Here is a 25,485-nt window from a genome sequence, read left to right as displayed (position 1 = left end):
TTATTCACTAATAATATTATGAATCAATAGTGTTATTAAGAAACAACTAAAAAACTATTCAGCTGCCAAAAAGTCTGGCAACTCAGCCGCTTGTTTCTCTAGTTTTTTGAGTTTCTTTTTACCGAGGCCACCTAGTACATCAACCGCATGACGCAAGCGCGTCAGCGTCATATCAGCGCCAATAATCGCCATAGAGTTCATGACTGGTGTCGATGAGGTGCTACCAGCGATAGCGATGAAGAACGGTGCCATAAAGTCACGCATCTTAATATCAAGATGAGCCGCAAGCCCTTTTAGGGTGGCGTAGATATTTTCTTCTGACCAAGTAGGCAAGACTTCTAGCTGCCATAATGACAGTTGTAACATATCCATGATTTGCTCAGGCGTGAGCGACTTATGAGTAAAGCTTTCCGCGTTGATATCCGGGAGGTTTTGAAAATAAAAGCCGCCCCAATTAACTGCATCAGACAATAGCTCGATACGAGGCTGAATCGCCGCTGCAATAGCCGTTAATTTATCGCTGTTACTTGCCCAGTCGAGGATTTTATTTTTTAACTCTTCAGGAGTAAGTGCGCGCAGCCACTCAGCATTGAGCCAGTTAAGTTTCTCAATGTCAAAAATAGGGCCGCCAAGCGACACACGCTGAATATCAAAGCTGGCAATCATTTCTTCTAAGGTAAACTGCTCAGCTTCGTCAGGCATTGAGTAGCCCATACGACCGAGGTAATTTAGTAGCGCTTCAGGTAGCACGCCGGCATCACGATAGTAAGTGATGGAGGTTGGATTTTTGCGTTTTGACAGTTTTGATTTATCTGGGTTACGCAGGAGCGGCATGTGGCAAAGTACTGGCATCTCCCACCCAAAATACTCATAAAGCAACTGATGCTTAGGCGCAGAGTTGAGCCATTCCTCACCACGTAGTACATGGCTGATGTCCATTAAATGGTCATCGACGACGTTGGCTAAATGATACGTTGGCATGCCGTCGGTTTTTAGCAGCACTTGCATGTCGACTTGCGTCCAAGGAATCTCAACCGTCCCGCGTAGCATGTCTTGTACCTGACAGATGCCTTCGGTTGGCACACGCATACGGATAACGTTCGGCTTACCCTCAGCAACCAATTGCGCAGTTTTTTCAGGGGCTAAATGAGCACAGCGACCATCATAGCGTTGTGTCTCGCCATTGGCCATTTGCTCAGCACGCATGGTATCTAGCTCTTCGCTGGTACAAAAGCAGCGGAACGCATGATCTTTTTCTATGAGCATCTCGGCGTGTTTGGTATAAATATCGCTACGCTCGCTCTGACGATAAGGGGCGTGTGGACCGCCAATGTCTGGACCTTCCGCCCAGTCAAGGCCGACCCAACGCAGCGCATCCAAAATCATTTTTTCAGATTGCTCCGTTGAGCGTGTTTGGTCGGTGTCTTCGATACGTAAAATAAATTCGCCACCATGTGCTTTAGCAAAGGCTAAATTAAATAGCGCGATATAAGCAGTGCCGACATGAGGAAATCCAGTCGGTGAGGGCGCGATACGAGTGCGGACAGGGCGCGTGCTGCTAGTAGAAGTCGATGGTTGCATCATAAAAATCTCAGAATAGGGTGGTTAATGAATAGGGTAGTGAAAAATGCTAATCAAAGCTTTGAACAAAAAATACGGATGAAACAGTAGCCGTCAAGGTAGAAAAATAGCGTAAAATATAGCGCTAGTATAACAGAGAGATGGGATATTTTTAACGAAAAGCCCCTCTAGCGCTTGACTACCAGTGTATCCTTGCGATAATAATGTTAGACAAGTCATAACTTGTTTATTTTCATCTGATTTTTTACTATTACTGACCAAAATGGTCGTCATCTACTGAGTCGTTTGTGTCCATATCGAATAATAAGCCAAAAAGTAAGCAATATCTTAAAACAACTTCTTCGTCAGCCACTGATAACGCTAAGTCAGCGCGCGACTTGTCTGCAGTGGAAAATGACTTTGTTGTAGAGAGTGACTCTGCTAATTCATCCGCTCAAGAGTCTGTAGCTGCTGCAACAGAGCAAACCACTTCTGATGAATTGAGCTTTGTCCATGATGCGGTGCTACTGCAAGAAGCGGTCGCGGCGGTATTGGGTGTCAAATCATTGCCCAAGCAAACGGATGACGCAGGACAGAATAGCTTACAAATGAGTGGCATCTATGTCGATGCAACCTTTGGCCGTGGTGGTCACAGTCGTTTGCTATTAAGTCAGCTTGCCGATGATGCAACATTGATTGTGTTTGATAAGGACCCAACAGCCATTAGCGTTGCTCGTGAATTGGCAACTACCGACAGTCGCGTAAAAGTGGTGCATGACAGCTTTGCGACCTTGACGGACAGCTTAGCGGCGATGGGTATCGTGCAAGTTGACGGATTAATGGCAGATTTGGGCATCTCGTCGCCACAGATTGATGACGGCAGTCGCGGTTTTAGCTTTATGCGTGATGGTGCAGTCGATATGCGCATGGATACCAGTCGTGGGCAGTCTGTCGCTGAATGGTTAGAAAAAGTTGATGATGAAACTCTGGCTAATGTGCTTTATGAGTTCGGCGAAGAGCGTCACAGTCGCCGTATTGCTCGTGCTATCAAGCAGATGGACAGTTATACCTCCACGCTTGAGCTGGCAGAGGTGATAAAAGTTGCTCATCCCAATTGGCAACGCGGTAAGCATCCAGCAACCCAAAGTTTTCAGGCGATGCGTATCTTCATTAACAACGAGCTTGGCGATGTCGACGACTTTTTAGAACAAAGCATTCCGATTCTAAAGTCGGGTGGGCAGTTGGCAGTGATCAGTTTTCACTCCTTAGAAGATCGCCGTATCAAGCAGTTTTTGCAACGTCATAGTAAGGGTCAGTATCCAGAGGATGAGAATCTACCGATGCCGCCTAAGCGTCCACGCTACTTTAGTAAGCCAAAACGCGTCGGTCCTAGCAAGGCAGAAATTAGCCAAAATCCGCGCTCACGTAGCGCATGGTTACGTATGGCTACCCGTACCGATACTGATTATGTAGTAGATGTGCAACCATAAAGATTCCTATTAAATTATGTGGTTAGAATATGACTGAATGTTTTAATGATTACGCGGCTGTTAAAAAGCTGTAAACATTCTCTGCTAGGCTCAGCAATTAATTTTTGCTTGGGTTTTTTTATAATTTTTTTTGTTTTTATTGATGGTGCTGATGGCTCATGAGGGTGTGATCACTCGCAAATGGTTAGCGCTTTTTATATTTTGTAGTTCACTTTTTGAGATCGTCATGGCAATATCTGACAAACCTGTAAACCGTCGCACCGCAACGCCTCCTAATACCGATGTTGGCGAATTATTCGTGCGTCGATTTAATGTGGTTAGTATTTACGTGGCCATATTATTGCTATTGGCGGCAGCAATTATCTGGAGCGGTATCAAAACGGCCGAAGGCGTTCAGCAATATCATCAGGATTATAAAACCTTGCAAGACATGAAAAAACAAGAGCGCAAGCTGCAAGTAGAGCATCAGCGTTTACTCATCGAGCAGCAAACCTTTAGTGCGACCCCGCAAATTGCTAGTCGTGCCGTTGCCGAGCTGGGTATGTTTTCACCCACCCTCAAAGACAAGTTGATTATCCAACCGGGCGCGGCAGTTGCACTAGCGCCAATCGAGTCTGATGATTCAGATACGGTGGTAACCAACGACTCAGATGTTGTTAGTTCAGATGCAGCTAATTCAGATGCAGCTAATTCAGATACTGTTAATAACGTCGCCAGCACCGACTTATCGCCAACGGTAACGCCTGACAGTGCGACAAACGATGCTGATGCAGCGGAGGCTGGACGATGAGTGATAAAAAGCCTAATGCCAATAGTGATAAAGCTGCGGCTAAGAATAGCAACAAAAAGCCAGCCAGCGGTAAAGTTACCAAGCCGTTACGCCGTGCTAGTGCCGCCAAATCTGGGCAAACAAGCAGTAAATCTGATAATAAATCGAGCGATGGCCGTAAAGGCAAACTGTTTGGTCGCCTTAAAAAGAACGAAGAGCAAGGCGCATATACCAGTGTTAAAAACCTAAAAAGTAAAAGAGCATTTTTGGGTAAAGCGTCTGGTGCTTCTTCGCGTGGCGGTGTCGAGCAAGATAAAAACCGCTTCCGTATGATTTGGGCATTGGCACTGCTGATTCTAGTAGGGCTTATCGGTCGTGCTTACTATATTCAAATTGCCAACGCTCAATTTTACCAAGACAAAGGTAATGAGCTTATCACCAGCGTCCGTACGCAAAAATCCTATCGCGGCATGATTACTGATCGCAATGATTTGCCTTTAGCGGTCAGTGCGCCACTAGCGACCGTCTCTTTTAGCCCGCATGATTATGCGCGCGAATATTACGAGCTTAAACGCATTATTTTGACCAATCCCGATAGTCCAAAGCTGGTCGCGCGTATGCAAAAGCGCTTGGATAATATGGATTTAACCACCCTTGCAGCGGCGGCCAATATCTCCGTCACTGAGCTAAAAAAAGTCACTGCTATCGATGACAGTATCGATGTAACCGATGAAGAGGCGGTTAAAGCGGCGTTGCCATCGGGCGCAGGCTCACATTATCTGCCACTACTTAATAAAGTCACGCCTGAGATTGCTCAAAGTGTTAGCTCGCTTGATTTTCCAGGTGTCTATGAGAAAAACTTCTTTCAGCGCTATTATCCACAGCCGCAACCGAACTCGCAGCTGTTAGGTTTCATGGGACAAAACGCCAATGATCCTGAAGGCGGTTATGAAGGGCGCGCTGGTATCGAACGTCAGTATGAAAAAGAGCTGGCGGGCGATGATGGTAAGGTATTAGTTCTTAAAGATGCCAAGCAAAATAGCCTGAAAGAAATCAAGCAGATTGAACCAGAGATACCTGGTAAGGATGTGGCATTAACGATTGATTCGCGCTTACAGTATTTGCTTTATAAAGAGCTGGAAAAAGCTGGTCGCTTGCAAAAAGCGCGCTGGTCAACGGGTATGATTGTAGATGTGCAAACTGGAGAAGTGCTTGCATTATCGACATGGCCATCATTTAACTCCAACAATCTTAATGAGATGACCGGTGAAAACCAACGTAACCGTGCGCTGCTTGATGTCTTTGAGCCCGGTTCGGTCATGAAACCATTTACCGTTGCCGCCGCGTTAGATTCAGGTAAGTATACGGCGACATCCTTGATTGATACCAATCCTGGTTCTATCCGCGTACGTGGTTATACGATTCGCGATCATAATAATCTGGGTCGGATTACTATGGGCACGCTACTACAAAAATCCAGTAACGTGGCTTCGACCAAGATTGCGTTATCACTACCGCCTGATGCCATAACCAATATGCAAAAGCAGTTTGGCTTTGGGTCTAAAACACCGCTGCAATTCCCCGGTGAGGGCAGTGGTCTTGTGGTGACGCCAAAAGAGAAAGAAACCTCAAGGCGGGCGACGGTCAGTTATGGTTATGGTCTGCAAGTGACATTAGCTCAGGTGGCACAGGCGTATTCGGCGCTGGCCGCAGGCGGGGTTATGCATCCATTAACGCTGACTAAAAATGGTCCGACGCAGCCCAGTAAGCGTATCATGGCACATGAGCAAGCTATGTCTATCGTACAAATGATGGAAAGTGTCACTGAACCGGGTGGTACGGCTAAAGGTGCTGCTATTGATGGTTATCGCGTCGCTGGTAAAACAGGAACGTCGCGCCGTATCAATCCTAAAGGTGGCTACTATACTGACCAGTATCGTAACGTCTTTGCAGGTATGGCGCCAGCGTCCAATCCTAAGCTGGTCGGTGTGATGCTTATCGAAGACCCGCGTGGTCAGATTTATGCGGGCTTAACAGTCGCTCCTGTGTTCCATAACGTCATGAAAGAGGCGCTGCGTTTGTACAACGTGCCATTAGATAAGCCATTAAAAACCGAAGAACAATAGATAAAAAAGTAAATTTTTTTAAATATTCCGCTTTTAACCGTTTAGGATTTGCCAATGACTCCGTCTATCTCGTCGCCAAGCAACAACACAGTCACCTTGCAACAGCTGATTGAAGCCAGCGGCAGACATAGGCAGAACCCTAAAGACAGTCAAAGTCTAGCTCAGGCATTGACAGCCATGATGGTAGCAGCTAGCAGTCAGTTGCCCAATCTAAAAACTTCGGTTGCCAATATCCCATTTGAGCAGTTTCTCTTAGACAGCCGTCAGTTGGTAGCTAACGATGTTTTTGTCTTATTAAAAAGCCATACGCCAAACTGTCAAAGAAGTCGTGACTACCTTTATCAAGCCGCGCAAAATGCGGCTTTTATCCTATCTGAAATCGACCCTCTTGCTTTGCTTGCTAAAGCTAATGTCCCGCCGCATGCCAATCTTGCTTTGACAGATGATAATGCCCAAGCTATCACACAGCAGCAATTGGACGGCCTACCTTGCCCCGTATTGTATGTGCCCAATATCCGTGATTTTTTAGGCGAGTTGATTCAAGCACGTTTGCAGTATCAGCAGGCTGTGAATTTGCCAACGGTCGTCGCAGTAACGGGCACCAATGGCAAAACAACCATCAGCCAATTGGTGGCACAATTGACGCAGTTAACTGGTATGAGTAGCGCAGTAATGGGTACAGCGGGTAACGGCAGACTGGGCGCTTTAGTGCAAGCCAGCCATACCACTGGTGATTCCTTAGCAGTACAGCAATTCTTATATCAAATGGGTATAGAGAAAGCTGAATTATTGGCATTGGAAGCCAGCTCGCACGGTTTGGATCAGCAGCGTTTACAAGGTATGCCGGTGTCGGTAGCGATTTATACCAATTTGAGCCGTGATCATCTAGATTATCATGCTGATATGGCAGAGTATGCCGCAGCAAAAGCCAAGCTTTTCGATAAAGCACACTTTCCTGAGTTAACCCACGCCATTGTCAATATCGATGACGAGCATGCACAGATTATGCTCGACACGGCGCATGCCAGCCAATTAACAGTTTGGACCTATAGCTTAGACCCAGCAAAATCTGCGACTTTTGTTGCCGCTGAAATTAAGCCAAGTTTGCAAGGTGTTGAGATTGTGCTGCGTACGGATTTTGAAAACAAAGAAATCAATAGCATAAACATTGTCAGCCCGTTACTCGGGCGCTTTAACGTTGCCAACTTACTTGCTGCTATTGCCGCTGCCGTAGCTTTAGGGATTAGTCTGGAGCGCATTGCGACTGTTATCCCTCAGCTGCAAGGTGCGGTTGGACGTATGCAGCGTGTGCCATCCAATGATGGTTGTTTTATTGTTGATTATGCCCATACGCCTGATGCTTTAAGCCAAGTGCTTGCCAGTCTAAAAACCCATTGTAAAGGTCAGCTGTGGGCAGTGTTTGGTTGTGGCGGCGACCGTGATGCGGGCAAGCGCCCATTGATGGCGCAAGCGGGATTGGCGGGCGCCGATAAAGTCGTATTGACGGCGGATAATCCACGTACCGAAGACCCAAATATGATCTTGCAAGATATGCAAGCAGGCATGACGAGCGAGCAATATCAACGTGCCCATATCGAACCGGCGCGCCAAACCGCCATTGAATATGCGGTTAATCAAGCTTCAGCTGATGATATCGTTGTTATCGCGGGCAAGGGTCATGAAACCTATCAAGAAATTAACCATGTGCGTTATGATTTTGACGATAGCGTTATTTTGCAAAATGCTTTAGAGCAAGTAGGGCGCGTATAGCCTTTATAGATAAATAATAGCACTTGCCGCTCATTTTTTTTGAGCTTTTTTAAACAACAGATATCATTAAATATCAAAGATAAGTAGTCATCATATATAAGGTAATCATTATGACAGCCGACAACGATAACATCATTCAGTCGCAAGGGCTGTATGTTTGGCAGGTAGAAAATCTGCTTGTGGCAACCGCAACGCTGGGTGGACATTGGCAATTTGCTGAAGCGCAAGCAACATCAAGCAATAACAGCACGGACACAAACAGCACAAACGCAAGCAAACCCATTAGCAGCACTCGTATCGCTACCGATACCCGTACTATTAAAACCGGTGATATCTTTTTAGCCTTAACCGGTGATAATTTTGATGGTCACGATTACATCGCTACTGCCATAGAACAAGGTGCGGTTGCAGCCATCGTTTCACGTCCCATTTCTGCTGATATTGCACAATTAGTTATTAATGACACGCGTTTAGCGTTAGGGCAATTAGCAGCTTATCGTCGTCAGCAGCATAAAAATTTGACTGTGATTGCCATTACTGGCTCGAGCGGTAAGACCACTTGCAAAGAGATGCTCGGTAGTATCTTTGGACGCTTGGCGCCGACGCTGATTACCCGTGGCAATCTAAATAATGACTTGGGTGTGCCGATGATGTTGCTCGAATTATCCGATCATCATCGCTATGCAATTTTGGAGCTAGGCGCTAACCATATTGGTGAGATTGCTTATACTACTGAGATTGTAAAGCCGGATGTCGCTTGTGTTCTTAATATTGGTACCGCGCATTTAGGGGAATTTGGTAGCCGTGAAGGCATTTGCCAAACCAAGGCTGAGATTTACCATACTTTGAATGACACGCAGTACGCGATCGTTCCTGATAAAGATGATTTTACCAATAAGCTACGCCGTATTGCTGAAAAGCATACGTCACACGTGATTGGCTTTGGCAATACCGATGTCAGTGCCAGCCATTTAGATGTTGAGCCTGAGCGCAGTGAATTTAAGCTGCATATTGGCAGCCAAGTGCATGATATCAACCTGCCATTAGCAGGCGAGCACAATGTCAATAATGCCTTGGCCGCTGCTGCTTGTGCCCATGCGCTAAATATCGATATCAGTGATATCGTCGTCGGACTTGAAAACGCCCGTCCTGCTAAGGGGCGCTTAAACAGCCAGCTACTCGGTATGCATCGTTTGATTGATGATACTTATAACGCCAATCCGCATTCGGTTCGAGCGGCAGCTAAAGTATTGGCGGCGCAAACGGGTACGCAAGTGATGGTACTAGGTGATATTGCCGAGCTTGGAGAGGCGGCGGTTAGCGAGCATCAAAGCTTGGGTCGTACGATTGCGACCACCGGCATCAATGTGCTGCTGTGTGTTGGTGAATATGCCCCTTATACGGTGGCAGGTGCGCAAGAGATTTCTGCTATCAACGCCCATGCATTTGCTGATAAAGATAGTTTGTTGGCATATTTACAGCCTTATTTACAAGCACAACAAGCGCAGCCTTGTACGGTGCTGTTTAAAGGCTCACGTTCCATGGAAATGGAAACCCTTATCAATGCGCTAGTCGAGGAGTAGGCGGTGTTAGTTTGGTTGTTTGGCTGGCTTGGTCAGTATTATACGCCGTTTTCTGCGGTTTCTTCGTTGACGCTACGTGCGTTACTAGCGGTCATTACCGCGCTTGCATTTAGTATGATTTTTGGTGGGCGCGTCATTCGACGTCTGCGCGCGCTGAAGTACGGTCAGGCGATTCGCAATGATGGTCCGCAGTCGCATTTGGCCAAGACTGGAACCCCGACCATGGGTGGGGTGCTGATTTTGAGCGCGATTGGGGTTTCAACCTTATTGTGGGCGCGATTAAACAATCCCTATGTGTGGATTTTGCTCATTGTGATGATTATCTTTGGCGCGGTCGGTTGGGCAGATGATTGGCTTAAAATTAAGTATAAAGACCCTAAAGGTTTAATCGCCCGCAAAAAATACTTTTGGCTATCGATGGGCGCGTTATTCGTCGGTATTTCTTTATATTATATTGCTACCTTACAGCCAGATATGGCGACCACGCGTGAGATGCAGGATTTGCTGCTACCGATTTTTAAAGATTGGATTATTCCCTTCTCAGCAGTGCCGTTTGGTATTGGTTTTATTATCTTTACCTACTTTGTGATTAATGGTGCTTCTAACTCTGTCAACTTAACCGATGGCTTGGATGGTTTGGCTATTTTGCCCGTGGTCTTGGTAGCAGCCGGTTTAGGCGCCATGGCTTATGTGTCAGGTGACGTGCGCTTTGCGGATTACTTGCATGTACCTTATATCGCTTATAACTCGGAAGTGATTATTGTCTGTGGTTCTATGATTGGCGCCGGGCTTGGTTTCTTATGGTTTAATGCTCATCCAGCGCAAGTATTTATGGGTGATGTTGGGGCGCTTGCTCTCGGCGCGATGCTCGGTACGATTGCGGTTATGACCCGTCAAGAGATTGCCTTTGCCATTATGGGTGGCTTATTTGTTGCCGAGGCGTTATCAGTGATGCTACAGGTTGGCTCGTATAAACTGCGTAAAAAGCGCGTCTTTCGTATGGCGCCACTTCACCATCACTTTGAAGAGATTGGCTGGAAAGAGACGCAAGTGGTGGCAAGGTTTTGGATCATTGCCATTATTTTAGTCATTCTTGGGCTTATGACTTTAAAACTACGTTAAGTCGTCAATAAAATATAAATGAAAAGCCATCTTAAAATTTGAGATGGCTTTTTTATGCTCGTTCATAATTTATCTTTTCAGCTTGTTATCGCGTTTTTACCCCACCTTTTATCCCTTACTCAGCCTGAACTTTGTTAAAATGGCAGCCATATTGCGATGACTTTGAGATGTTTGTGAGCTTATTTATTTGTCCCCTTTGCCAATCACCTCTGCAAACTGCCACAGATACGTGGCGCTGTGATGGCAGCTTGCACCCAAAGCAAACGGCTCATCCATTTGATGTGGCGCGTCAGGGTTATGTCAATCTATTACCCGTACAACAAAAAAAATCCAAAGCACCGGGCGACAGCCAGCAATCAATTGATGCGCGCAAACGGTTTTTAAATGCCGGACATTATCAGCCATTAAATGACTTAATTTGCCAAAAGATGACGGCGTTACTAACAGCACAGAAAGTCAGTCTTAGCCAAAAAGATAGGCCCATCAACTGGCTAGATATTGGCTGCGGTGAAGGCTATTACACGCAGGCAATGGCGCAAACGGGAATGGATATGCTTATTGCAGCGGATATCAGTAAACCTGCCGTCGTAGAGCTGGCAAAAACCAGTAAGGCTTTAGGTGGTCTTTGGTCTCAGCAAGCTAAAGACAGTGCTAGTAAGGAAACAGTTAAAGCTGCAGCTATTTATCCGCTGGTCACCAGCGCGGCGCATTTACCATTACGCGCGCATAGCATCAATGGAATTAGCAGTATTTTTAGCCCCATCTTGCCAGAAGCGTTTAATGAAGTATTAAGTGATGAAGGCTATCTAATCATTGCCAAGCCCGATATGGGGCATTTAGCGACGATGCGTGAGGCGTTATTTGATGACGTCCGTGAGCATGATTCTGATAAGTTTTTACAGGAATTGGCGCCTTATTTTCAGCTGTTAGAGACTCATCATATCAGCAGTAGTTTAAATTTATCGGCAGAGGATTTGACAGATTTAATGACCATGACCCCTTATGCGTATCGTGCGCGTAACGAAAAAAGACAGGCGCTGCTAGCAGAAGTGGCAGCACAACCTTTTGCGACAGAAGCCAAGTTTGTTATCTATATTTTGCAAAAAACAGCTACTCGATAGAATTAATAAAGCGTATTTAATGAAAATTATTTCGTGTTAATCATTTTTCTTTAACAAGTACTTATTAGCAAACACTCATGAACAAGGGTTCATTTATAAAACAGGGCCCATGGTGGCAACAATGTTATTCCAAATACGATAAGACAGCGGCCAGTTCTTGACTTCTTCGAGCGTCACTTCATCGGAGTCAGCGATATACTGATATTGGCGCTCCATAATATCTGCAGTCAATTTATTATCACTAAAGAGAATATTGTTTTCATAGTTCAAATCAAAGCTACGCAAATCTAAATTTGTTGAGCCAATCAAGCTGATTTCACTATCAACAGTCAGAGTTTTGGCGTGTAGCAATCCGGGTTTATATTCGTAGATTTTCACGCCTGCCTCAAGCAATTGCCAATAGTAACTATGACTGGTTGCGGCAACGATAAAGGAGTCGTTTTTCTTAGGGAAAATCATCGTCACCTCAACCCCGCGATAGGCGGTCGCACATAGAGTGCTCACCAGTGAATAATCGGGTACAAAATAAGGTGTAGAAATCATTAGTGTGTGCTGAGCTTGGCTAATCAAAGCGCCTAAAAACTGTGGCGTGGTGCCGTGACGCTGAGTCGGTCCATCATAGAAAACTTGTGCGGCAAAATCATTGGTCGGCAGATTTGGCTGCAAATCCGTCACATACGGAAAGCTATCGAGCGGCGTATCAGGATTTTCAGTCAGCCAATCACTGGCAAATAGCATCTGATTTTGCGCAACAATTGGCCCTTCGATGCGTAGCATAATATCGACCCAAGGGGCATATTTGGGCTTTACCATAAATTCAGGGTCGGCACAATTTCGGCTGCCAGCATAGCCAATTTTGCCATCAATCACGGTGATTTTACGGTGGTTACGCAAGTCGATACGGCTTAATAGCAGCACTTTGAGTATATTGGTCAAGGGTAGGGCGACACTGAGATGTACACCCGCGGCCTTCATTTCTTGCCATAGCTTTGAGCCGACCATCTTGCGCGAGCCCATACCATCGACCATCGCTCGGCAGGTAACACCGCGCTTTGCGGCACGAATCAGTGCTTGAGCGGTATCGGTTCCCATGCCATCTACCAACCAAATGTAATACAGCACATGGATATGATCGGTTGCCGCATCAAAATCGGCAATCATTCGTCTGCGGGTCTCGGCGGCATCGGCCATCAACTCGGCGCGATTGCCTACCGTGGTCTGAAAACCAGTGGATTTTGCTGAATAAGCAAAGGATGCTTGATATTCAGGTTTGACAGCCAGTGTTAAGGCTACATCGCTACCAAGGACTGCAGGACGGTGTTGACGTAATTTATTAATAATTTCTTCACGTTCGCGCGCGAAGTTGCGTCCTAAATGTACCTCACCGAACATCCAATAAACCAATACGCCAAAATAAGGTAAGACGAATAAAATGACAATCCAAGCCAATCGTGCTGGCGCGGTTAAATCATCGCGCGATAGGACGCGCAAGGATATCAGTATCAATAGGATGAAATGAATGGTTAATAAGATGTCGATGAGCATAGAGCTGCCGTCCATTATTGTCGTTATTATCTTTATTAAAAATCTGTGTTATTTATCGTGCTAATTTATTAACCGCTTTACTAACTTCTATTAGTATTCGCCAAATAGCCAACCACTGATAAAGGCGAAGTATTCGCGAAACCACGCATTGTAGCGAATGGATAGCGGCGTCGGGCTGGCGAGTAGAATAGGCTGCTGGTAGCCTTGATGCTTGGCAATAGCGGCGGCGCGAATGGTATGGAAGTCACTGGTCACAATGGCAATAGGCGCTGTAATAGAGACACCTTGCGCCGCCAAAATTACTTGGCTATAGATTAAGTTCTCGGCAGTACTGGTGCTTTTGCCCTCTTGTAAAATGTGCTTAAAGGCAATGCCATGCGTTTCATGTAGGTAGGTCGCCATAATACTGGCTTCACTGCGCGTCTGCCCCATACCAATGCCACCACTGGTCAGCGTCAATGCCTCTGGCTGTGATTTAATCAACGGCGCTGCTGTATCTAAACGCTGAGTAAGCGTCGGTGTTGGCTTTCCTGCGACCGTACCTGAACCTAATACAATAATCGCGGCGACCTCAGGTATAGGCTGCGCGCTGCGTTTAATTTGCTGCTGCAACGAGAAAATAAATAACCCGAAGCTAATAAGCCAGATAAAAAACAGCAGCCATAGCGCATACCAAATACGATTGCGGAAAAGGTTTTGCCTAGTAAATTTGCGGATGGCATGCCAAAATATCCCATGGGTGACAAAGATACTGCCCAATAAAAACGGTACAACAGTGCCAAAGTTAATTTTGCCAACGGCCATTAAAACGGCGCAATCCACCATGATGCCGGCGCCGATAACGACTAATCCAACACGCGCTATAATGAGTAATTTTTTTGCCATAATTTTGCTTTTATTAAGTAAAGATACTTCTCTTTAGTTTACTGTTAATTTAATAAAACGTTATTTATCTATTCAATTCAATATTGTTTTAATAGCAAGGCTGTTTGGTAATATTCATATATATATCAAATCTAATCCCTTTAACGTTAAGAGGAAAACCTTATGACGCCAATAATTTTTCATAACCCCAAATGCGGTACGTCTCGTAATACACTTGCTATTATGCAGGCCTCAGGTGAAACACCAGAAGTGGTCGAGTACTTAAAAACACCGCCGTCTCGTGAGTACTTAGTTGAGCTATTGGGACTGATGAATATAACGCCGCGCGAGCTAGTACGCAGTAAAGAAAATGTCCATGCTGAGCTTGGTTTAGACAATCCAACATTGAGCGATGGGCAACTGATTGATGCCATGATAACGCACCCTATTTTAATCAATCGTCCTATTGTTGTTACCAATAGAGGCGCGGCGCTGTGCCGACCGTCAGAGCGAGTGTTCGAATTACTGGAAAATGCGGTCAGTAGCTTTACCAAAGAAGATGGGGAAATCGTCAAACATGTCAAAGGTTAAAGATACCGCAACTCTAGCAGTAGAAGATAAGCTCATTAGTGAGTGTGATAGCAATGATTTACCCAATATTGATGTCAGTCAAATACAAGCCATTGATATTGAGTCTTTGATAGGGGTAAACGACCCACGCCATGCACCAAGAATATTGGTGTTATATGGCTCTTTACGCGCGCGCTCATTTTCTAGATTGGCGGCTGAGGAAGCAAGCCGTCTATTGCGTTGGTACGGCTGTGAGGTACGAATGTTTAATCCATCAGGCTTACCATTGCCAGATGACGCCGATAGCGACCACCCGAAAGTACAAGAGTTACGCGAGTTGGCACAGTGGTCAGAGGGCATGCTATGGGTCAGTCCAGAACGCCATGGCAGCATCACCAGTATTATGAAAGCACAAATTGACTGGATTCCGTTGGCGTTAGGCGGCGTACGCCCGACCCAAGGTAAAACACTCGCTATCATGCAAGTCAGTGGCGGCAGCCAAAGTTTTAATACCGTCAATCAATTGCGTATTCTTGGGCGCTGGATGCGTATGATTACTATCCCCAATCAATCTTCTATCCCAAAAGCATTTTTAGAATTCGACGATAATGATCGCATGAAAATGTCACCACTCTATTTGCGCGTCGTCGATGTCTGCGAAGAGTTGGTCAAATTTACGTGGCTTACCCGTGGACGCTCGGCGTATCTGACCGATCGCTATTCAGAACGGGTCGAAAGTGCTGCGGAAGTATCAAAACGCGTCAATCAAAAATCTCTCTAACGTTGTTGCTTTATTATTGGTTTTATTATTGGCTTCATTATTGCACTTATTAATGTTTCATTGTTTCAATTGCCACATTAAGGTTACTCCATGCTCGCGTTCGCTATTTTTATCGTGACTTTGATTTTAGTCATCTGGCAGCCTAAAGGGCTTGGCATTGGTTGGAGTGCGATAGGCGGCGCTTTGGTCGCATTAGTATTTGGCGTGGTGCAATGGTCTGACGTTGGTATTGTCTGGGACATCGTTTGGGACGCCACTTTTACCTTTGTGGCACTGATTATTATCTCCCTTATTTTAGATGAAGCAGGATTTTTTGGCTGGGCGGCATTACACGTCGCTCGGCTTGGCAATGGGCGCGGGCGTTTGCTATTTCCGATGATAGTACTATTAGGGGCGTTTATTTCTGCTTTCTTTGCCAATGACGGCGCGGCCTTACTGCTGACACCGATTGTGATTGCTATCCTGCTGCGCCTTGATTTTGCCCCCAAATCAGCCTTAGCCTTTATTATTGCAACCGGTTTTATTGCCGATACTGCAAGTTTGCCGTTGGTGACATCTAATCTGGTCAATATCGTCAGCGCCAATTATTTTGATATTGGTTTTGGTCGCTACGCAGCAGTGATGGTACCGGTAAATATCGTCTCTGTCCTAGCGACGCTATTGGTATTATGGATTGCTTATGCGCGTCATATTCCTAAGCGCTACTCAATGGCAAATCTTAGCTCACCACAATCCGCTATCAAAGACCCGCTGGTTTTTCGAGCCGCTTTTCCACTGCTGGCATTATTATTAATTGCTTATTTCGCGACTGAATCGCTCGGGTTGGTTATCTCCGTAGTGACGAGTGCCGCGGCGCTTATACTAATGGCGATTGCTGGACGCTGGTGGCAAGGCGGACGTGATGCCAAGTTTTCTATGACTAATATTCTTAAGAAAGCCCCGTGGCAAATCGTACTATTTTCAATCGGCATGTATTTGGTAGTTTATGGTTTGGGGAATGCGGGGCTTACCGCTTATGGTGCGCAAATACTTAATTGGTTAGGTCAACAAGGCGCGCTCGTTGCGACGGTCGGCACAGGATTCTTATCCGCCATCGTAGCGTCTGTGATGAACAATATGCCGTCGACGCTGATAGGCGCGTTGGCGATTGATAGCGCCCAAGTTCCAGCGGCCACTCGAGAGTTGATAATTTATGCCAACGTCATTGGTAATGACTTGGGACCAAAATTCACGCCTATTGGTAGTTTGGCGACGTTATTGTGGTTACACGTATTGGCAGAAAAGGATTATAAGATAAGCTGGGGACAATATATGAAGGTCGGTCTGCTGATAACGCCGCCCGTATTATTAGCCACGCTATTGGCATTGGTGTTTTGGTTGCCTCTGTTGCCTAGCGTTTAAGGGAGGGTTTTAGAGGTTATTTCTAATAGTTGTATTATCTAAAACATTATAATAAAGACAAATTTGCACTCGATTTTATTAAAGAGTAGATGATGTGAGCTAAATCATAAAAATTAACTTTGTTAGGTAATAGAAATATATACTCTATAGTCAAGCTATCGAATAATAGTATTTAAGTTTTTATTTATGAATAAAGGCTGTTTTAGGCTTTTATTAGTAATTAACATTTATAGTTACAGTATCTGAGTAATTATCGGGTTTAAAATCAGCGCTAGGGACAGTCACAAACACCTCATGTGTTTTATTTGCTCCAGTACCAAAATCTGCCACGCCATTTCCTATAGTAGTAGAGGTAGCAGTGTTGCCCCATATAGTTCCGTTAATACCCGCGGTAGAGCGGAGCTGATATGGCACTTTGTCTAAATTACCGCCAGTTCCACTCATCACACCAGCCCCAGTTGTGGAGTTATTAGAAGGTTTTAAACCAACATAGTAAGAGCCACCATTAGTACAATTGACTGTAATTGCACTACTATTACTGCCTGTAATATTGGTCTCACTTGCTGAGCGAGGACCTAAGTTAACGTCGGAAGTAGCAGTGATTATACAGCTAGGTTCAATAGCAGCTTGAACTGTGAATGGAAACCTATCTAACCCTTGATTACCCGTTGCACAGTTTAGACCGGATGAGTTTTCGCTGGCTCTAAACGTTAAAGCAGTATGGTTGCCATTGCCAAAGTTATTGGTATAGACTCCTTGTGTAGCTCTAGTGTTCCCACCATTCATAGACAAACTAATAACTTCACTACCTTTTACAGTTGAGTTTGCACCAATACTAAGTAAGCCTGAATTAAACTCTAAACCACTCTTACCACGGGTGCTCCAAACAGTCCCGCCAGGCAACGTCATAGTAAAATTAAGGCGCCTTTCGGGATCGGTCCCACTCCCAGGTCTCTGCATGTAACGTCCGTTTACGGCAGTATTATTGTATTCACCGCCGTCAGCCGCTAAACAGACCGATACATAACCAGCAGTGTCACCAGTGTTAGTGCAGCTATAGGTGAGAGTACCTGTAGTACTGGCGTTATTGGCATTCGTACTGGTGATAGTACCAAAATTCACAATACCAGCACTTCCTGGTGCCGTATTCATACCCGCTTGGCACGTCACAGATAGTGCAGCCTGCGCATTACCTGTTGGTAACAACAAAGGCAGTAAGATTAAAAAAGGGCTATATCGCCATTGAAAGATATTTATTTTCATTATTGTACCTTCTGACAGATGAATGGCCCTAGTAGTGGTATGCCGTCACCTTGCTTTTGATAATCAAAATTGACGTTGCAAATATCACCAGATGGAGTAGTGACTTCTAGTACATTATGCTCATCGAGTGTATCTAAATATACTTCACCATCAAACCCAACCACTGCTGCTGTGGCGCTTTTTCTACTAACTAGACGTGCTTGACTGCCTAATGGTATAAACTCATCGTTACTGTCTTTTAAAATAACAGAGGCAGAGCGCGCTTGTGTAATACCAAATGCCACCAATGTACCAGCGCGGTCAGTTGGTGTGGCGCTCATGCTGACTTGATCAATACGCAGGTCAGCAGGTAAGTCCATAGGGTCGATAGCAATCTTGTTATCTTGATAAGCGTTGAGCGGCGATATTAACAATAGACCACGGCTATTAGTGGTACCGATGACATTGTTTTGTAATAGTACTGGAACATCGGCGACGCCATCAGTAGATACCACGGCAAAGCCATCGTTGATCTGACGTGTGGCAAATAAGCCCCCGCCCATCATGACTAGCGAGCCTGTGCCACTGGCAAAGGTAGAGTGATTGCCATCATAACTGCTGACCCCCGCTTGCACTTGACCGTAACGCCCGAGATAATTGAGTTCTGCTAGTCCGCCACTGTTGTTATTGTCTGTACTATTATCGATACTATGACGTGCCTGCGCGCGCCATCCTAATCCACCTGCACTCGGAGCTGATTGTGAGACATCAACCACGTAATCATTGCGATCGTCAGTATGCTGGAGAATACTATTGAGTGAGATATTACGATCCAGTGAAAAAGAGGCACCAATCGAAGCGCTATTGTTGTCAGAGTTATTGAGGTCATGGTTATAATTAGCATTTATACTCAGGCGTCGACCAAAAGATTTACTCCAATAGGCACTGGCAAATTGTGCAGTGTCTTCCTCCGCATAGTCCACCTGATTATAACTTAATCCAAAACTACCTAAAGACTGGGTACTATAACCTGTTGACACTTGATTGCTTTGACGTATGGGGGTTGATCCGTATTGAGTAGCGACATCACGGTAATTACCACTGGTACCTAGTGTGTTCAGGCCGATATTAAAGCGATTGTTATTCCATGAATAGCTGCCACTATACTGTGTGCCGCTTTCTCCTTGGCTTTCACTGCCTGCTAATGAGGCAAATAAGACGCCGCCTGGTCCACCCAATACCCACGTCCCGCCAATACCTGCATTAGCGAGATCTTTGGTCGCTTCGGCATGGGTTTCTGCAGTAAAGCGATTGTTCACCCCATAACGTAAAGTGCCATTGATAGCGATATCGCTGCCGTAATCGAAGGATTTTGTACCATAGTTTTCACGTACGGTACCAAGCTCTATAGACCAGTCAGCCAGACCAGGCTGTAGCAATCTATGAGTATCATATAGAGAGAAGTTAACGGTAGAGCTTTGACCTAATGCATCGGTCAACACCAGTTGAGCATTACCTGCCCCACTAATACTAGGCGCGGTATTGAGCTCAAACGGACCAGCCGGTACATCACCGCTGTACTGCTTTAGACCGTTTACATAGAGCTCCACCGCTGAAGGCAGAGTTGCAGAACCAAAGAATGAAGGAAGTGGAGTAGTGGTTATATAAGGTTGCAAGTCAAAATTGCTACCAATCTGTAGACCACCCAAACGCGTAGAACGCGTCCATGACAGCGCGCCAGTGAGAATATCGCCAGCACGGACGGTAATTAGCTTATCTGGGAATGACCGGCTCCAACTGCTATCAAGACGTACTGTGCGACCTTCCCAGTTTCGATTACTATCGTCATTAACATTGCTATTAGAAAAGCGGTTGCCAGTGGTTAATGCAGTCGAGCTTAATACGCCTTTAGAATTAAAGGCGCGCACTTCGGTAAAAGCGCTTAGGTTCGTCGAGCTATTCTCTGACTGTGAGCCATAGAGATTATAATTTAATAATATACCGGGAGATGCAGTAGGAGATGTGCGTTTGCTATTACGAGTGTTAACGACGGTGGTAGCTAGACTGAGCATACTTAACGGTGCAATAATATTGACCGTCTGCTGGCGGGCATCATAATCAACCTTTATACCAGGCAGGCTGTTTAAACGTATTGGGTTGATTGTGGCGGGTGGCAAAATAAAGCCGAGCTGTTGCAGGATAGCAGTATTTGCCCAAAGCTCACCTTCACGAAAGTCGAAGTGGGCTAAACCTGCACTAGCGCCATTAATAGTGACGTCTAAATATAGATCGAGGCCACCAGCATCAGCAGTATTATAGCTGTCCAGACCGAGCTGAGTCAGCCGAACATCAGGAGTGTCGGCAGAAAGAGATTCTACGGACACATTTTCCTTAGATGCAACTTCATTAGGTTCTATGGCATGGCTAACTGAAATGACAACACTCTGCAGAAAGAGTGCTTTAGCGAGTGGGACTGTCCAACGTAACGTCTTGAATCGTGTCAGTTCCATTAATCATCACCTTAATTTTACCGCTATTTTTTAATACGTTTGGCGGTACTTTGAGTGTCCATTGCATAGTGGCACCCGGTAAAACATAGCCAAGTAAGCCCGGATTTATTTCAATATTCTTGCCAGTAGTATCTTCTATGCTGAGTTTGGCCAATTGAGCGCGCCCATTACCGCTATTGCTAACACGCATAGCAACCTGATTACCATCTGGTTGCACGGTGTAATTCCATTGTAGTTTTGGAGAAGTCTCTTTAATGCCTACAGGCTGTATAAACACGGGTAGTGAGTAGCTTAGCGCAAACTGTAAGCCAGTCTTTTGCTCGGCAGATTTCACTGGTATTTCATTAATAGATAGTCGATAAGCGTCTTCTACAGCGCCTATGCCACTTGGAGGAGCGGCTGCACGAATGACCCGAATGAGTTGCTTTTCACCCGGTTGCAGTTTTATCATTGGCGGACTGGCCAATAATCCTCGTGATGCGGTGAGCTGATCGCCTTTGCCATCCTGAGACCAGTGGTACACACGTACTTGCGCGTGTACTACATCGTCACCGGTATTACTTAGCGTCAGTCCACTAGCATTTTCTTTGGCTTGCAGGCTAAGGGAAATAGGAGAGACCTGCAGACCGCTCGCCATTGCCACACTGCTAGACAACAATAAACCAGATAAAATACCGTGTATCGCAACACGGCGTAACCAAAAATTTAGCATGAGCAGTTAGTAAGTTACAGCAACGGTAACAGTATCAGTATACACGCCGGGTTCAACATCTGTTGCAATAGCAGTAGCTGAGGCATATACAATGTGAGTAACAGGAGTAGTTACACCTCTCCCAGTGCCAGCTATGCCATTACCTACTGTAGTGAGAGTTCCCTGATTACCCCACACTGCAGCGGTTGCACCTGAAGCCTTTCTAAGTTGATAAGGAATACCTATATTTCCAGTTCCTGGACCTTTCATTTCACCTGAACCATCTGTATTAGTACTTGACGGGGTTAGATTAACAATATAAGGAGTATTTTTAGAGCAGCTTACGGTAAGAGGGGTGGCTGCCTGAGCTGTCGCCGCAGTACCTGCAACAACTTGGCCAAAATTAACATCGTTGGTGCCTATTTTAGCATTTACACTACAAACAGACGTGATTTGAATCTTGACATTAAATGTATCACTAACAGTTGCAGCATTAGCAGAAATGGTAGTCAAGCTAGCAGCGGCAAGTAAAGTAGCGGTTAATAAAGATTTTTGAAATTTCATGTCATACCTCTAAGTATCAAAATTATATTTGTTAATAGACACATTTTTACATAAGGGTATTAGCGAATCCATCAAGAACAGATGAATGACGGTTTTAGTAGGATGAACGGTAAGTTACCAAATTTGGAGTGGAACTTGAGAAGAAACTATTCTCATATATGGGAGAGTCATTGAAATATAAAAGGTGAAAAGACTGCTAATTATTAGTTCATATTTAGCCTTTTAAGATTTTTATTATTCTAATATCGTTGTATTTATGGTGTATATGAATAATAGATCAATATAATACGTGGGATACGTAGGATTGAACTGGAATGATTGGGACAGCAATAGATAATAAGCATAGACTGGAAGTCTGGCTATTAGAGGTTTTAAGAAGGGTTGCTTAGGATAGGATGGAACAGATTGGGAAAAGAGGTATTATATAAAATTGGCGGTGAAGGAGGAAGTCAAACATTAGATATAAGTATTTGATTTTATTGATCTAATTATAAATAATTATTCCTAATACCAACAGAACATAAGTGCTGGGCACTATTATAGGCAAAACTCTATTGTGTAACAGAATATTAATTAGCAAACTTTTGTTTGATTATATATGTGGTTATATAATCTACTGAAAAACTCCTATTCGCATTATATAACCCTTATCGCTTAAACCGTCTGATAATACTAAAATATATTTGAAGAGAATTAAATTGTATATGCTCATAGAGCAATTTTAGATAATATTACCTATCTGTATAGTAAGGGTCATTGTAGTCATGACCCATACCTTCAACTACGCCATCATCGTGGTCTGCGGCGAACTCATCGGAAATGATATCGCCCCTTTCTTCAAAAGCTAAATCATCTTGGACTTCATTGCCAGAATCGTTAATTATCTTTGTATAGTAAGGATCGCTATAATCGTGTCCCATACCCTCAACTACACCATCATCTTCAGGTGTTTGGTCAACTTTACTTTTACCTACCTGCACTACCTTTAGCTCTGTTTCCGCTTCTTCCTCTACAGATATTTGCTCTTCTGCGACATTTTCTACTGATGTATCGGCATTCTCAACATTATTAGTATTGTTTGAACAACCTGATATAACGCCAAAAAATAATAAAAGTGAAATTGATAGTTTGATGTTCATAGATAACTCAAAGATGAAGGGTAATGAAATATATTGCGTATATTGTATTAAACAAAAGTATATAACAAGGCAATAACAATCATGAGTACGGTTCTCGATAGGAATATCTAATTACTTAAAAATGGCACCCATTTAATGCGCCATTTTTTTGCTTTGCTTTTATAGCTAGATGCGATAACTACATACTGTTAAAAAGAATCGTCTCATCACCATTCATAGTCACATTGCTATCTAAGATATCGCCTCTAGCATTTATCTTGTAGCATTCTGTCGAAGTACCGTCAGGGTCATAGCTGAGCAATAGGTTTTCTGAGCTTTCTATACATAGCCACGCGGTATTATGACTCTCTCGTTTTAATGACCATGTTTGCGTATACGTTTTTAGCTTTTGACGTTTGCTGCTATCGCTATAAACTTGCTCAGTGAGATAGGTACTTGAGTCATCTATGCTGGCTATTTTTGGTATAGGCTTGGTTTGGGTTGCAATTGAATACTCACCTACGTTGCTGGTAAAGCCATGAAATACCAGTGGCTCCAAGGTAAAGTAATTGATACCTACTGACTTATCTACTACCTGATCATTTATGGTCGTGATAGCAACCATCTCAGCGCCTTGTACTTGCTGGTTATTAAACACCATGGCGCCTTTTGGCGTGACTTTGGTATTGATCACAACCAATTGCTCATCAATCAGCGTATATAATTGATCACTATACGCTCGGGTATAGACATTGAGCATGGCAATCTCAACCGGGTAGTGGGTGACGATTTTATTAGGCGTACTCATTACTACACTATTATTCATGCCCGTTGTACAAGCGCTTAAGCTAAGTGCGGCTAATATACATAATCCTAGTGTTTTCATGGCTTAACCCCTCGCGTTATTTAGCTGGCTTATTTAATTGGCCTATATCACTGTCTACTATAATCGAATTTTTAAGCAATGACATCTGCCAAGTATCTTAGACCCTGCTATCATTAGCTCACTTCTGTGATTAACTTTCACTAATAAAATAATTAACGACTTTAAGTTTGTTACCGAAAAGACCAAACCCCGCAAAGTTGTTATCAAGGCACATCCTGATCAGCGTGTGGTCGCCACAGCGCCTAACGATGCCAGTGATAAGATGATATATTACGCTATGATGAAACGTGCTCGCTGGATATGGCAAAGCTTGCAAGACTTTGCCAAGCAAAAAGATTATGTATTGCCCAAGCGTTATGTCAGCGGTGAGACCCAGTTTTATCTGGGTCTTCATTATGTGTTAAAAGTGATAACCGATGCAGAAGCTAACAATATGATAAACAGCACTGTGAAGCTTAGCCGCGGTAAACTAAATGTAGAATTGTCTCAAAGTAATTCTGAGTTGGACGCTGAAGAGCGAGCTGCTCTCATAAAAAGTCTTATTGATAAATGGTATAAAAATAAATTTAGGTCGATTTCTAGAGAGAGGCTTGAAGCATTAATTTATAAGGTTTCATGGGTTGAAAATAGCCCTTTAATAAAATTAATGACCATGGAAAAGTAGTGGGGAAGCTGCTCAACTAAAGGCAATTTAATATTAAATCCGCATTTAGTAAAAGCTCCGAAGGAGTGCATTGATTACGTGATATTGCATGAGCTGTGTTATATCACTGAACACAATCATCGCGAGCGCTTTTGGCGTCTGCTCACCCAAGTAATGCTCAACTGGAAAGAGGTTAAAGCTAAGATTGATGGGATGGCTGAGCTGTATTTGAATGAATAAGGTGGATTACTCACATTCATTAGGGTCAAATAGTATTTAGAGACCCGAGAAACAAGTAATACTTTTTTCCTTCCTATCAAATATTAAGTTTGTATAACCCATTTCCTCCACTTCGTAACCACTAGCATTGTTTTTCATTACTTGCAGAGGATCGTCTGGGTAATTGTCAACTTCCGGTAGTTTAAATTGCATACGTAGTGCGGTGAATTTAGTATCTTTAAAATAGAGCTTTAAGTGCCCCCACTCGTATCCTACCAAATACTCAAGCTTCAATAAAGGTTGTCCAAAAGCAGTCGCATTTTTTAGAGTGTAGGTAGTAATTTGTTCACCGTATCCATCAATTTCATTGGTTTTATCAACTCTAAACTTTTTGCTAGCTATAGAAGTTTCGTAACGTGCCGGTAGCTTATCCGTTGGATTAGGAAAATCACATCCTGACATCATTGGTTTCAAGTAGGGCGTCCAATCCGTTGCGGCATTAGCGATTGCTGTATGTCCTAAAAACACCATACTCAAAACTATAGCTAATTTTTTCATATTTTTTGCTCTTATACAGTGAATGCTAATTTTAATTTAATCCGTGTTTCATATCGCCTACAACAACATTTTTTCTTCAGTTAACAGCGTTTTCATTAAGTTCGTCTATATTTTCTAGAAATAGCTCCCAATCAGAACCACCCCTACCTAGGAAGAGTGGTTCTCCTGTGAGGGCATCGTACTAAAGGTTCTCTAGTGATAGGCTAGCAATATAATCGTCATTTACGGGTTGATCAATATACCCGCCATTATCATTATTGTGCTCAGTTATATTGTCAGACGGATCTATGACTTAAACTGCTATTTCAGTTGGCTTTATTTAATTATCTATCTACAGCTCTTTTCAGCCTAG

At 44.1% G+C, this 25,485-nt stretch carries 20 protein-coding genes and 1 pseudogene; 11 read left to right on the top strand and 10 right to left on the bottom strand.

Translation table 11 applies throughout. From position 1 onward, the window contains the following. Positions 1 to 54: 54 nt before the first annotated feature. On the bottom strand, positions 55 to 1,584 hold the full coding sequence (gene gltX, locus FHS24_RS10285; protein ID WP_183621051.1) for a glutamate--tRNA ligase: 1,530 nt from the start codon (positions 1,582 to 1,584) through the stop codon (positions 55 to 57). Between the two features lie 476 nt (positions 1,585 to 2,060). On the opposite strand from gltX, the gene rsmH reads away from it, so the two are divergent. The 7 genes from rsmH to FHS24_RS10250 all read left to right on the top strand — a co-directional run bounded on the left by rsmH (position 2,061) and on the right by FHS24_RS10250 (position 11,541). Next, positions 2,061 to 3,050: a 16S rRNA (cytosine(1402)-N(4))-methyltransferase RsmH gene (rsmH, locus tag FHS24_RS10280; protein ID WP_183621100.1), complete on the top strand. Its 990-nt coding sequence runs from the start codon at positions 2,061 to 2,063 to the stop codon at positions 3,048 to 3,050. Positions 3,051 to 3,276: 226 nt separating this feature from the next. After that, complete coding sequence (ftsL, locus tag FHS24_RS10275) at positions 3,277 to 3,840, top strand: cell division protein FtsL (RefSeq protein ID WP_183621050.1); 564 nt, start codon at positions 3,277 to 3,279, stop codon at positions 3,838 to 3,840. After that, positions 3,837 to 5,945 (top strand): peptidoglycan D,D-transpeptidase FtsI family protein, encoded by a 2,109-nt coding sequence (locus tag FHS24_RS10270; RefSeq protein WP_183621049.1) that lies wholly within the window; start codon positions 3,837 to 3,839, stop codon positions 5,943 to 5,945. Before ftsL ends, FHS24_RS10270 begins: the two co-directional genes overlap by 4 nt. Before the next feature lie 54 nt (positions 5,946 to 5,999). Continuing rightward, a complete protein-coding gene (locus FHS24_RS10265) occupies positions 6,000 to 7,715 on the top strand; it encodes a UDP-N-acetylmuramoyl-L-alanyl-D-glutamate--2,6-diaminopimelate ligase (protein ID WP_183621048.1) in 1,716 nt (571 codons plus the stop codon). A gap of 110 nt (positions 7,716 to 7,825) precedes the next feature. Further along, positions 7,826 to 9,298 (top strand): UDP-N-acetylmuramoyl-tripeptide--D-alanyl-D-alanine ligase, encoded by a 1,473-nt coding sequence (locus tag FHS24_RS10260; RefSeq protein ID WP_183621047.1) that lies wholly within the window; start codon positions 7,826 to 7,828, stop codon positions 9,296 to 9,298. A 3-nt stretch (positions 9,299 to 9,301) separates the two neighbouring features. Next, positions 9,302 to 10,420, top strand: coding sequence for a phospho-N-acetylmuramoyl-pentapeptide-transferase (gene mraY, locus FHS24_RS10255; protein ID WP_183621046.1), 1,119 nt, complete (start codon positions 9,302 to 9,304; stop codon positions 10,418 to 10,420). Positions 10,421 to 10,587: 167 nt separating this feature from the next. Continuing rightward, complete coding sequence (locus FHS24_RS10250; RefSeq protein WP_183621045.1) at positions 10,588 to 11,541, top strand: putative RNA methyltransferase; 954 nt, start codon at positions 10,588 to 10,590, stop codon at positions 11,539 to 11,541. Positions 11,542 to 11,634: 93 nt separating this feature from the next. On the opposite strand, the gene cls is transcribed toward FHS24_RS10250, so the two are convergent. Continuing rightward, a complete protein-coding gene (gene cls / locus FHS24_RS10245; protein ID WP_183621044.1) occupies positions 11,635 to 13,086 on the bottom strand; it encodes a cardiolipin synthase in 1,452 nt (483 codons plus the stop codon). Between the two features lie 90 nt (positions 13,087 to 13,176). Next, positions 13,177 to 13,971: a YdcF family protein gene (locus FHS24_RS10240; protein WP_183621043.1), complete on the bottom strand. Its 795-nt coding sequence runs from the start codon at positions 13,969 to 13,971 to the stop codon at positions 13,177 to 13,179. A 162-nt stretch (positions 13,972 to 14,133) separates the two neighbouring features. Between FHS24_RS10240 and arsC the strand changes: the two genes are divergently transcribed. From arsC to FHS24_RS10225, 3 genes are all read left to right on the top strand, one after another. Then, the gene (gene arsC / locus FHS24_RS10235; RefSeq protein WP_183621042.1) at positions 14,134 to 14,541 is read left to right on the top strand and encodes an arsenate reductase (glutaredoxin); all 408 of its coding nucleotides are present in this window, start codon (positions 14,134 to 14,136) and stop codon (positions 14,539 to 14,541) included. Further along, complete coding sequence (gene arsH, locus FHS24_RS10230) at positions 14,528 to 15,301, top strand: arsenical resistance protein ArsH (protein ID WP_183621041.1); 774 nt, start codon at positions 14,528 to 14,530, stop codon at positions 15,299 to 15,301. The genes arsC and arsH overlap by 14 nt, the downstream gene beginning before the upstream one ends. Before the next feature lie 90 nt (positions 15,302 to 15,391). After that, positions 15,392 to 16,702, top strand: a complete 1,311-nt coding sequence (locus FHS24_RS10225; protein ID WP_183621040.1) for an arsenic transporter — start codon at positions 15,392 to 15,394, stop codon at positions 16,700 to 16,702. A 213-nt stretch (positions 16,703 to 16,915) separates the two neighbouring features. Here the strand turns inward: FHS24_RS10225 and FHS24_RS10220 are convergent, their stop codons facing one another. From FHS24_RS10220 to FHS24_RS10195, 6 genes are all read right to left on the bottom strand, one after another. Then, positions 16,916 to 17,965 carry a Csu type fimbrial protein gene (locus tag FHS24_RS10220; protein ID WP_183621039.1) on the bottom strand — a complete coding sequence of 350 codons (1,050 nt, stop codon included), beginning with the start codon at positions 17,963 to 17,965 and terminating at the stop codon, positions 16,916 to 16,918. After that, the gene (locus tag FHS24_RS10215) at positions 17,965 to 20,328 is read right to left on the bottom strand and encodes a fimbria/pilus outer membrane usher protein (RefSeq protein WP_227671795.1); all 2,364 of its coding nucleotides are present in this window, start codon (positions 20,326 to 20,328) and stop codon (positions 17,965 to 17,967) included. Before FHS24_RS10215 ends, FHS24_RS10220 begins: the two co-directional genes overlap by 1 nt. 76 nt (positions 20,329 to 20,404) lie before the next feature. After that, entirely contained in the window at positions 20,405 to 21,166 is a 762-nt protein-coding gene (locus FHS24_RS10210; protein ID WP_183621037.1) for a fimbrial biogenesis chaperone, read from the bottom strand. A 6-nt stretch (positions 21,167 to 21,172) separates the two neighbouring features. Next, on the bottom strand, positions 21,173 to 21,709 hold the full coding sequence (locus FHS24_RS10205; protein WP_183621036.1) for a Csu type fimbrial protein: 537 nt from the start codon (positions 21,707 to 21,709) through the stop codon (positions 21,173 to 21,175). Between the two features lie 731 nt (positions 21,710 to 22,440). Next, positions 22,441 to 22,848, bottom strand: coding sequence for a hypothetical protein (locus tag FHS24_RS10200; RefSeq protein ID WP_183621035.1), 408 nt, complete (start codon positions 22,846 to 22,848; stop codon positions 22,441 to 22,443). Positions 22,849 to 23,026: 178 nt separating this feature from the next. Further along, positions 23,027 to 23,713, bottom strand: coding sequence for a hypothetical protein (locus FHS24_RS10195; protein ID WP_183621034.1), 687 nt, complete (start codon positions 23,711 to 23,713; stop codon positions 23,027 to 23,029). A gap of 148 nt (positions 23,714 to 23,861) precedes the next feature. On the opposite strand from FHS24_RS10195, the pseudogene FHS24_RS10190 reads away from it, so the two are divergent. After that, a pseudogene (locus FHS24_RS10190) lies at positions 23,862 to 24,596 on the top strand (M48 family metallopeptidase). Positions 24,597 to 24,632: 36 nt separating this feature from the next. Here the strand turns inward: FHS24_RS10190 and FHS24_RS10185 are convergent. Then, complete coding sequence (locus FHS24_RS10185; RefSeq protein WP_183621033.1) at positions 24,633 to 25,133, bottom strand: hypothetical protein; 501 nt, start codon at positions 25,131 to 25,133, stop codon at positions 24,633 to 24,635. Positions 25,134 to 25,485 lie beyond the last annotated feature (352 nt).

The organism is Psychrobacter luti (assembly GCF_014192115.1).
Taxonomy (GTDB): domain Bacteria; phylum Pseudomonadota; class Gammaproteobacteria; order Pseudomonadales; family Moraxellaceae; genus Psychrobacter; species Psychrobacter luti.
The sequence above is the reverse complement of the archived record's forward strand: the minus strand, read 5'-3'. Positions and strand labels throughout refer to the sequence as shown.

Bases quoted from the DNA above. Each gene is read 5' to 3' on its own strand.
- gltX (WP_183621051.1), bottom strand. From the start codon at position 1,584: ATGATGCAACCATCGACTTCTACTAGCAGCACGCGCCCTGTCCGCACT.
- ftsL (WP_183621050.1), top strand. From the start codon at position 3,277: ATGGCAATATCTGACAAACCTGTAAACCGTCGCACCGCAACGCCTCCT.
- FHS24_RS10270 (WP_183621049.1), top strand. From the start codon at position 3,837: ATGAGTGATAAAAAGCCTAATGCCAATAGTGATAAAGCTGCGGCTAAG.
- FHS24_RS10265 (WP_183621048.1), top strand. From the start codon at position 6,000: ATGACTCCGTCTATCTCGTCGCCAAGCAACAACACAGTCACCTTGCAA.
- FHS24_RS10260 (WP_183621047.1), top strand. From the start codon at position 7,826: ATGACAGCCGACAACGATAACATCATTCAGTCGCAAGGGCTGTATGTT.
- FHS24_RS10250 (WP_183621045.1), top strand. From the start codon at position 10,588: ATGTTTGTGAGCTTATTTATTTGTCCCCTTTGCCAATCACCTCTGCAA.
- cls (WP_183621044.1), bottom strand. From the start codon at position 13,086: ATGCTCATCGACATCTTATTAACCATTCATTTCATCCTATTGATACTG.
- FHS24_RS10240 (WP_183621043.1), bottom strand. From the start codon at position 13,971: ATGGCAAAAAAATTACTCATTATAGCGCGTGTTGGATTAGTCGTTATC.
- arsC (WP_183621042.1), top strand. From the start codon at position 14,134: ATGACGCCAATAATTTTTCATAACCCCAAATGCGGTACGTCTCGTAAT.
- arsH (WP_183621041.1), top strand. From the start codon at position 14,528: ATGTCAAAGGTTAAAGATACCGCAACTCTAGCAGTAGAAGATAAGCTC.
- FHS24_RS10225 (WP_183621040.1), top strand. From the start codon at position 15,392: ATGCTCGCGTTCGCTATTTTTATCGTGACTTTGATTTTAGTCATCTGG.
- FHS24_RS10220 (WP_183621039.1), bottom strand. From the start codon at position 17,965: ATGAAAATAAATATCTTTCAATGGCGATATAGCCCTTTTTTAATCTTA.
- FHS24_RS10210 (WP_183621037.1), bottom strand. From the start codon at position 21,166: ATGCTAAATTTTTGGTTACGCCGTGTTGCGATACACGGTATTTTATCT.
- FHS24_RS10205 (WP_183621036.1), bottom strand. From the start codon at position 21,709: ATGAAATTTCAAAAATCTTTATTAACCGCTACTTTACTTGCCGCTGCT.
- FHS24_RS10200 (WP_183621035.1), bottom strand. From the start codon at position 22,848: ATGAACATCAAACTATCAATTTCACTTTTATTATTTTTTGGCGTTATA.
- FHS24_RS10195 (WP_183621034.1), bottom strand. From the start codon at position 23,713: ATGAAAACACTAGGATTATGTATATTAGCCGCACTTAGCTTAAGCGCT.
- FHS24_RS10185 (WP_183621033.1), bottom strand. From the start codon at position 25,133: ATGAAAAAATTAGCTATAGTTTTGAGTATGGTGTTTTTAGGACATACA.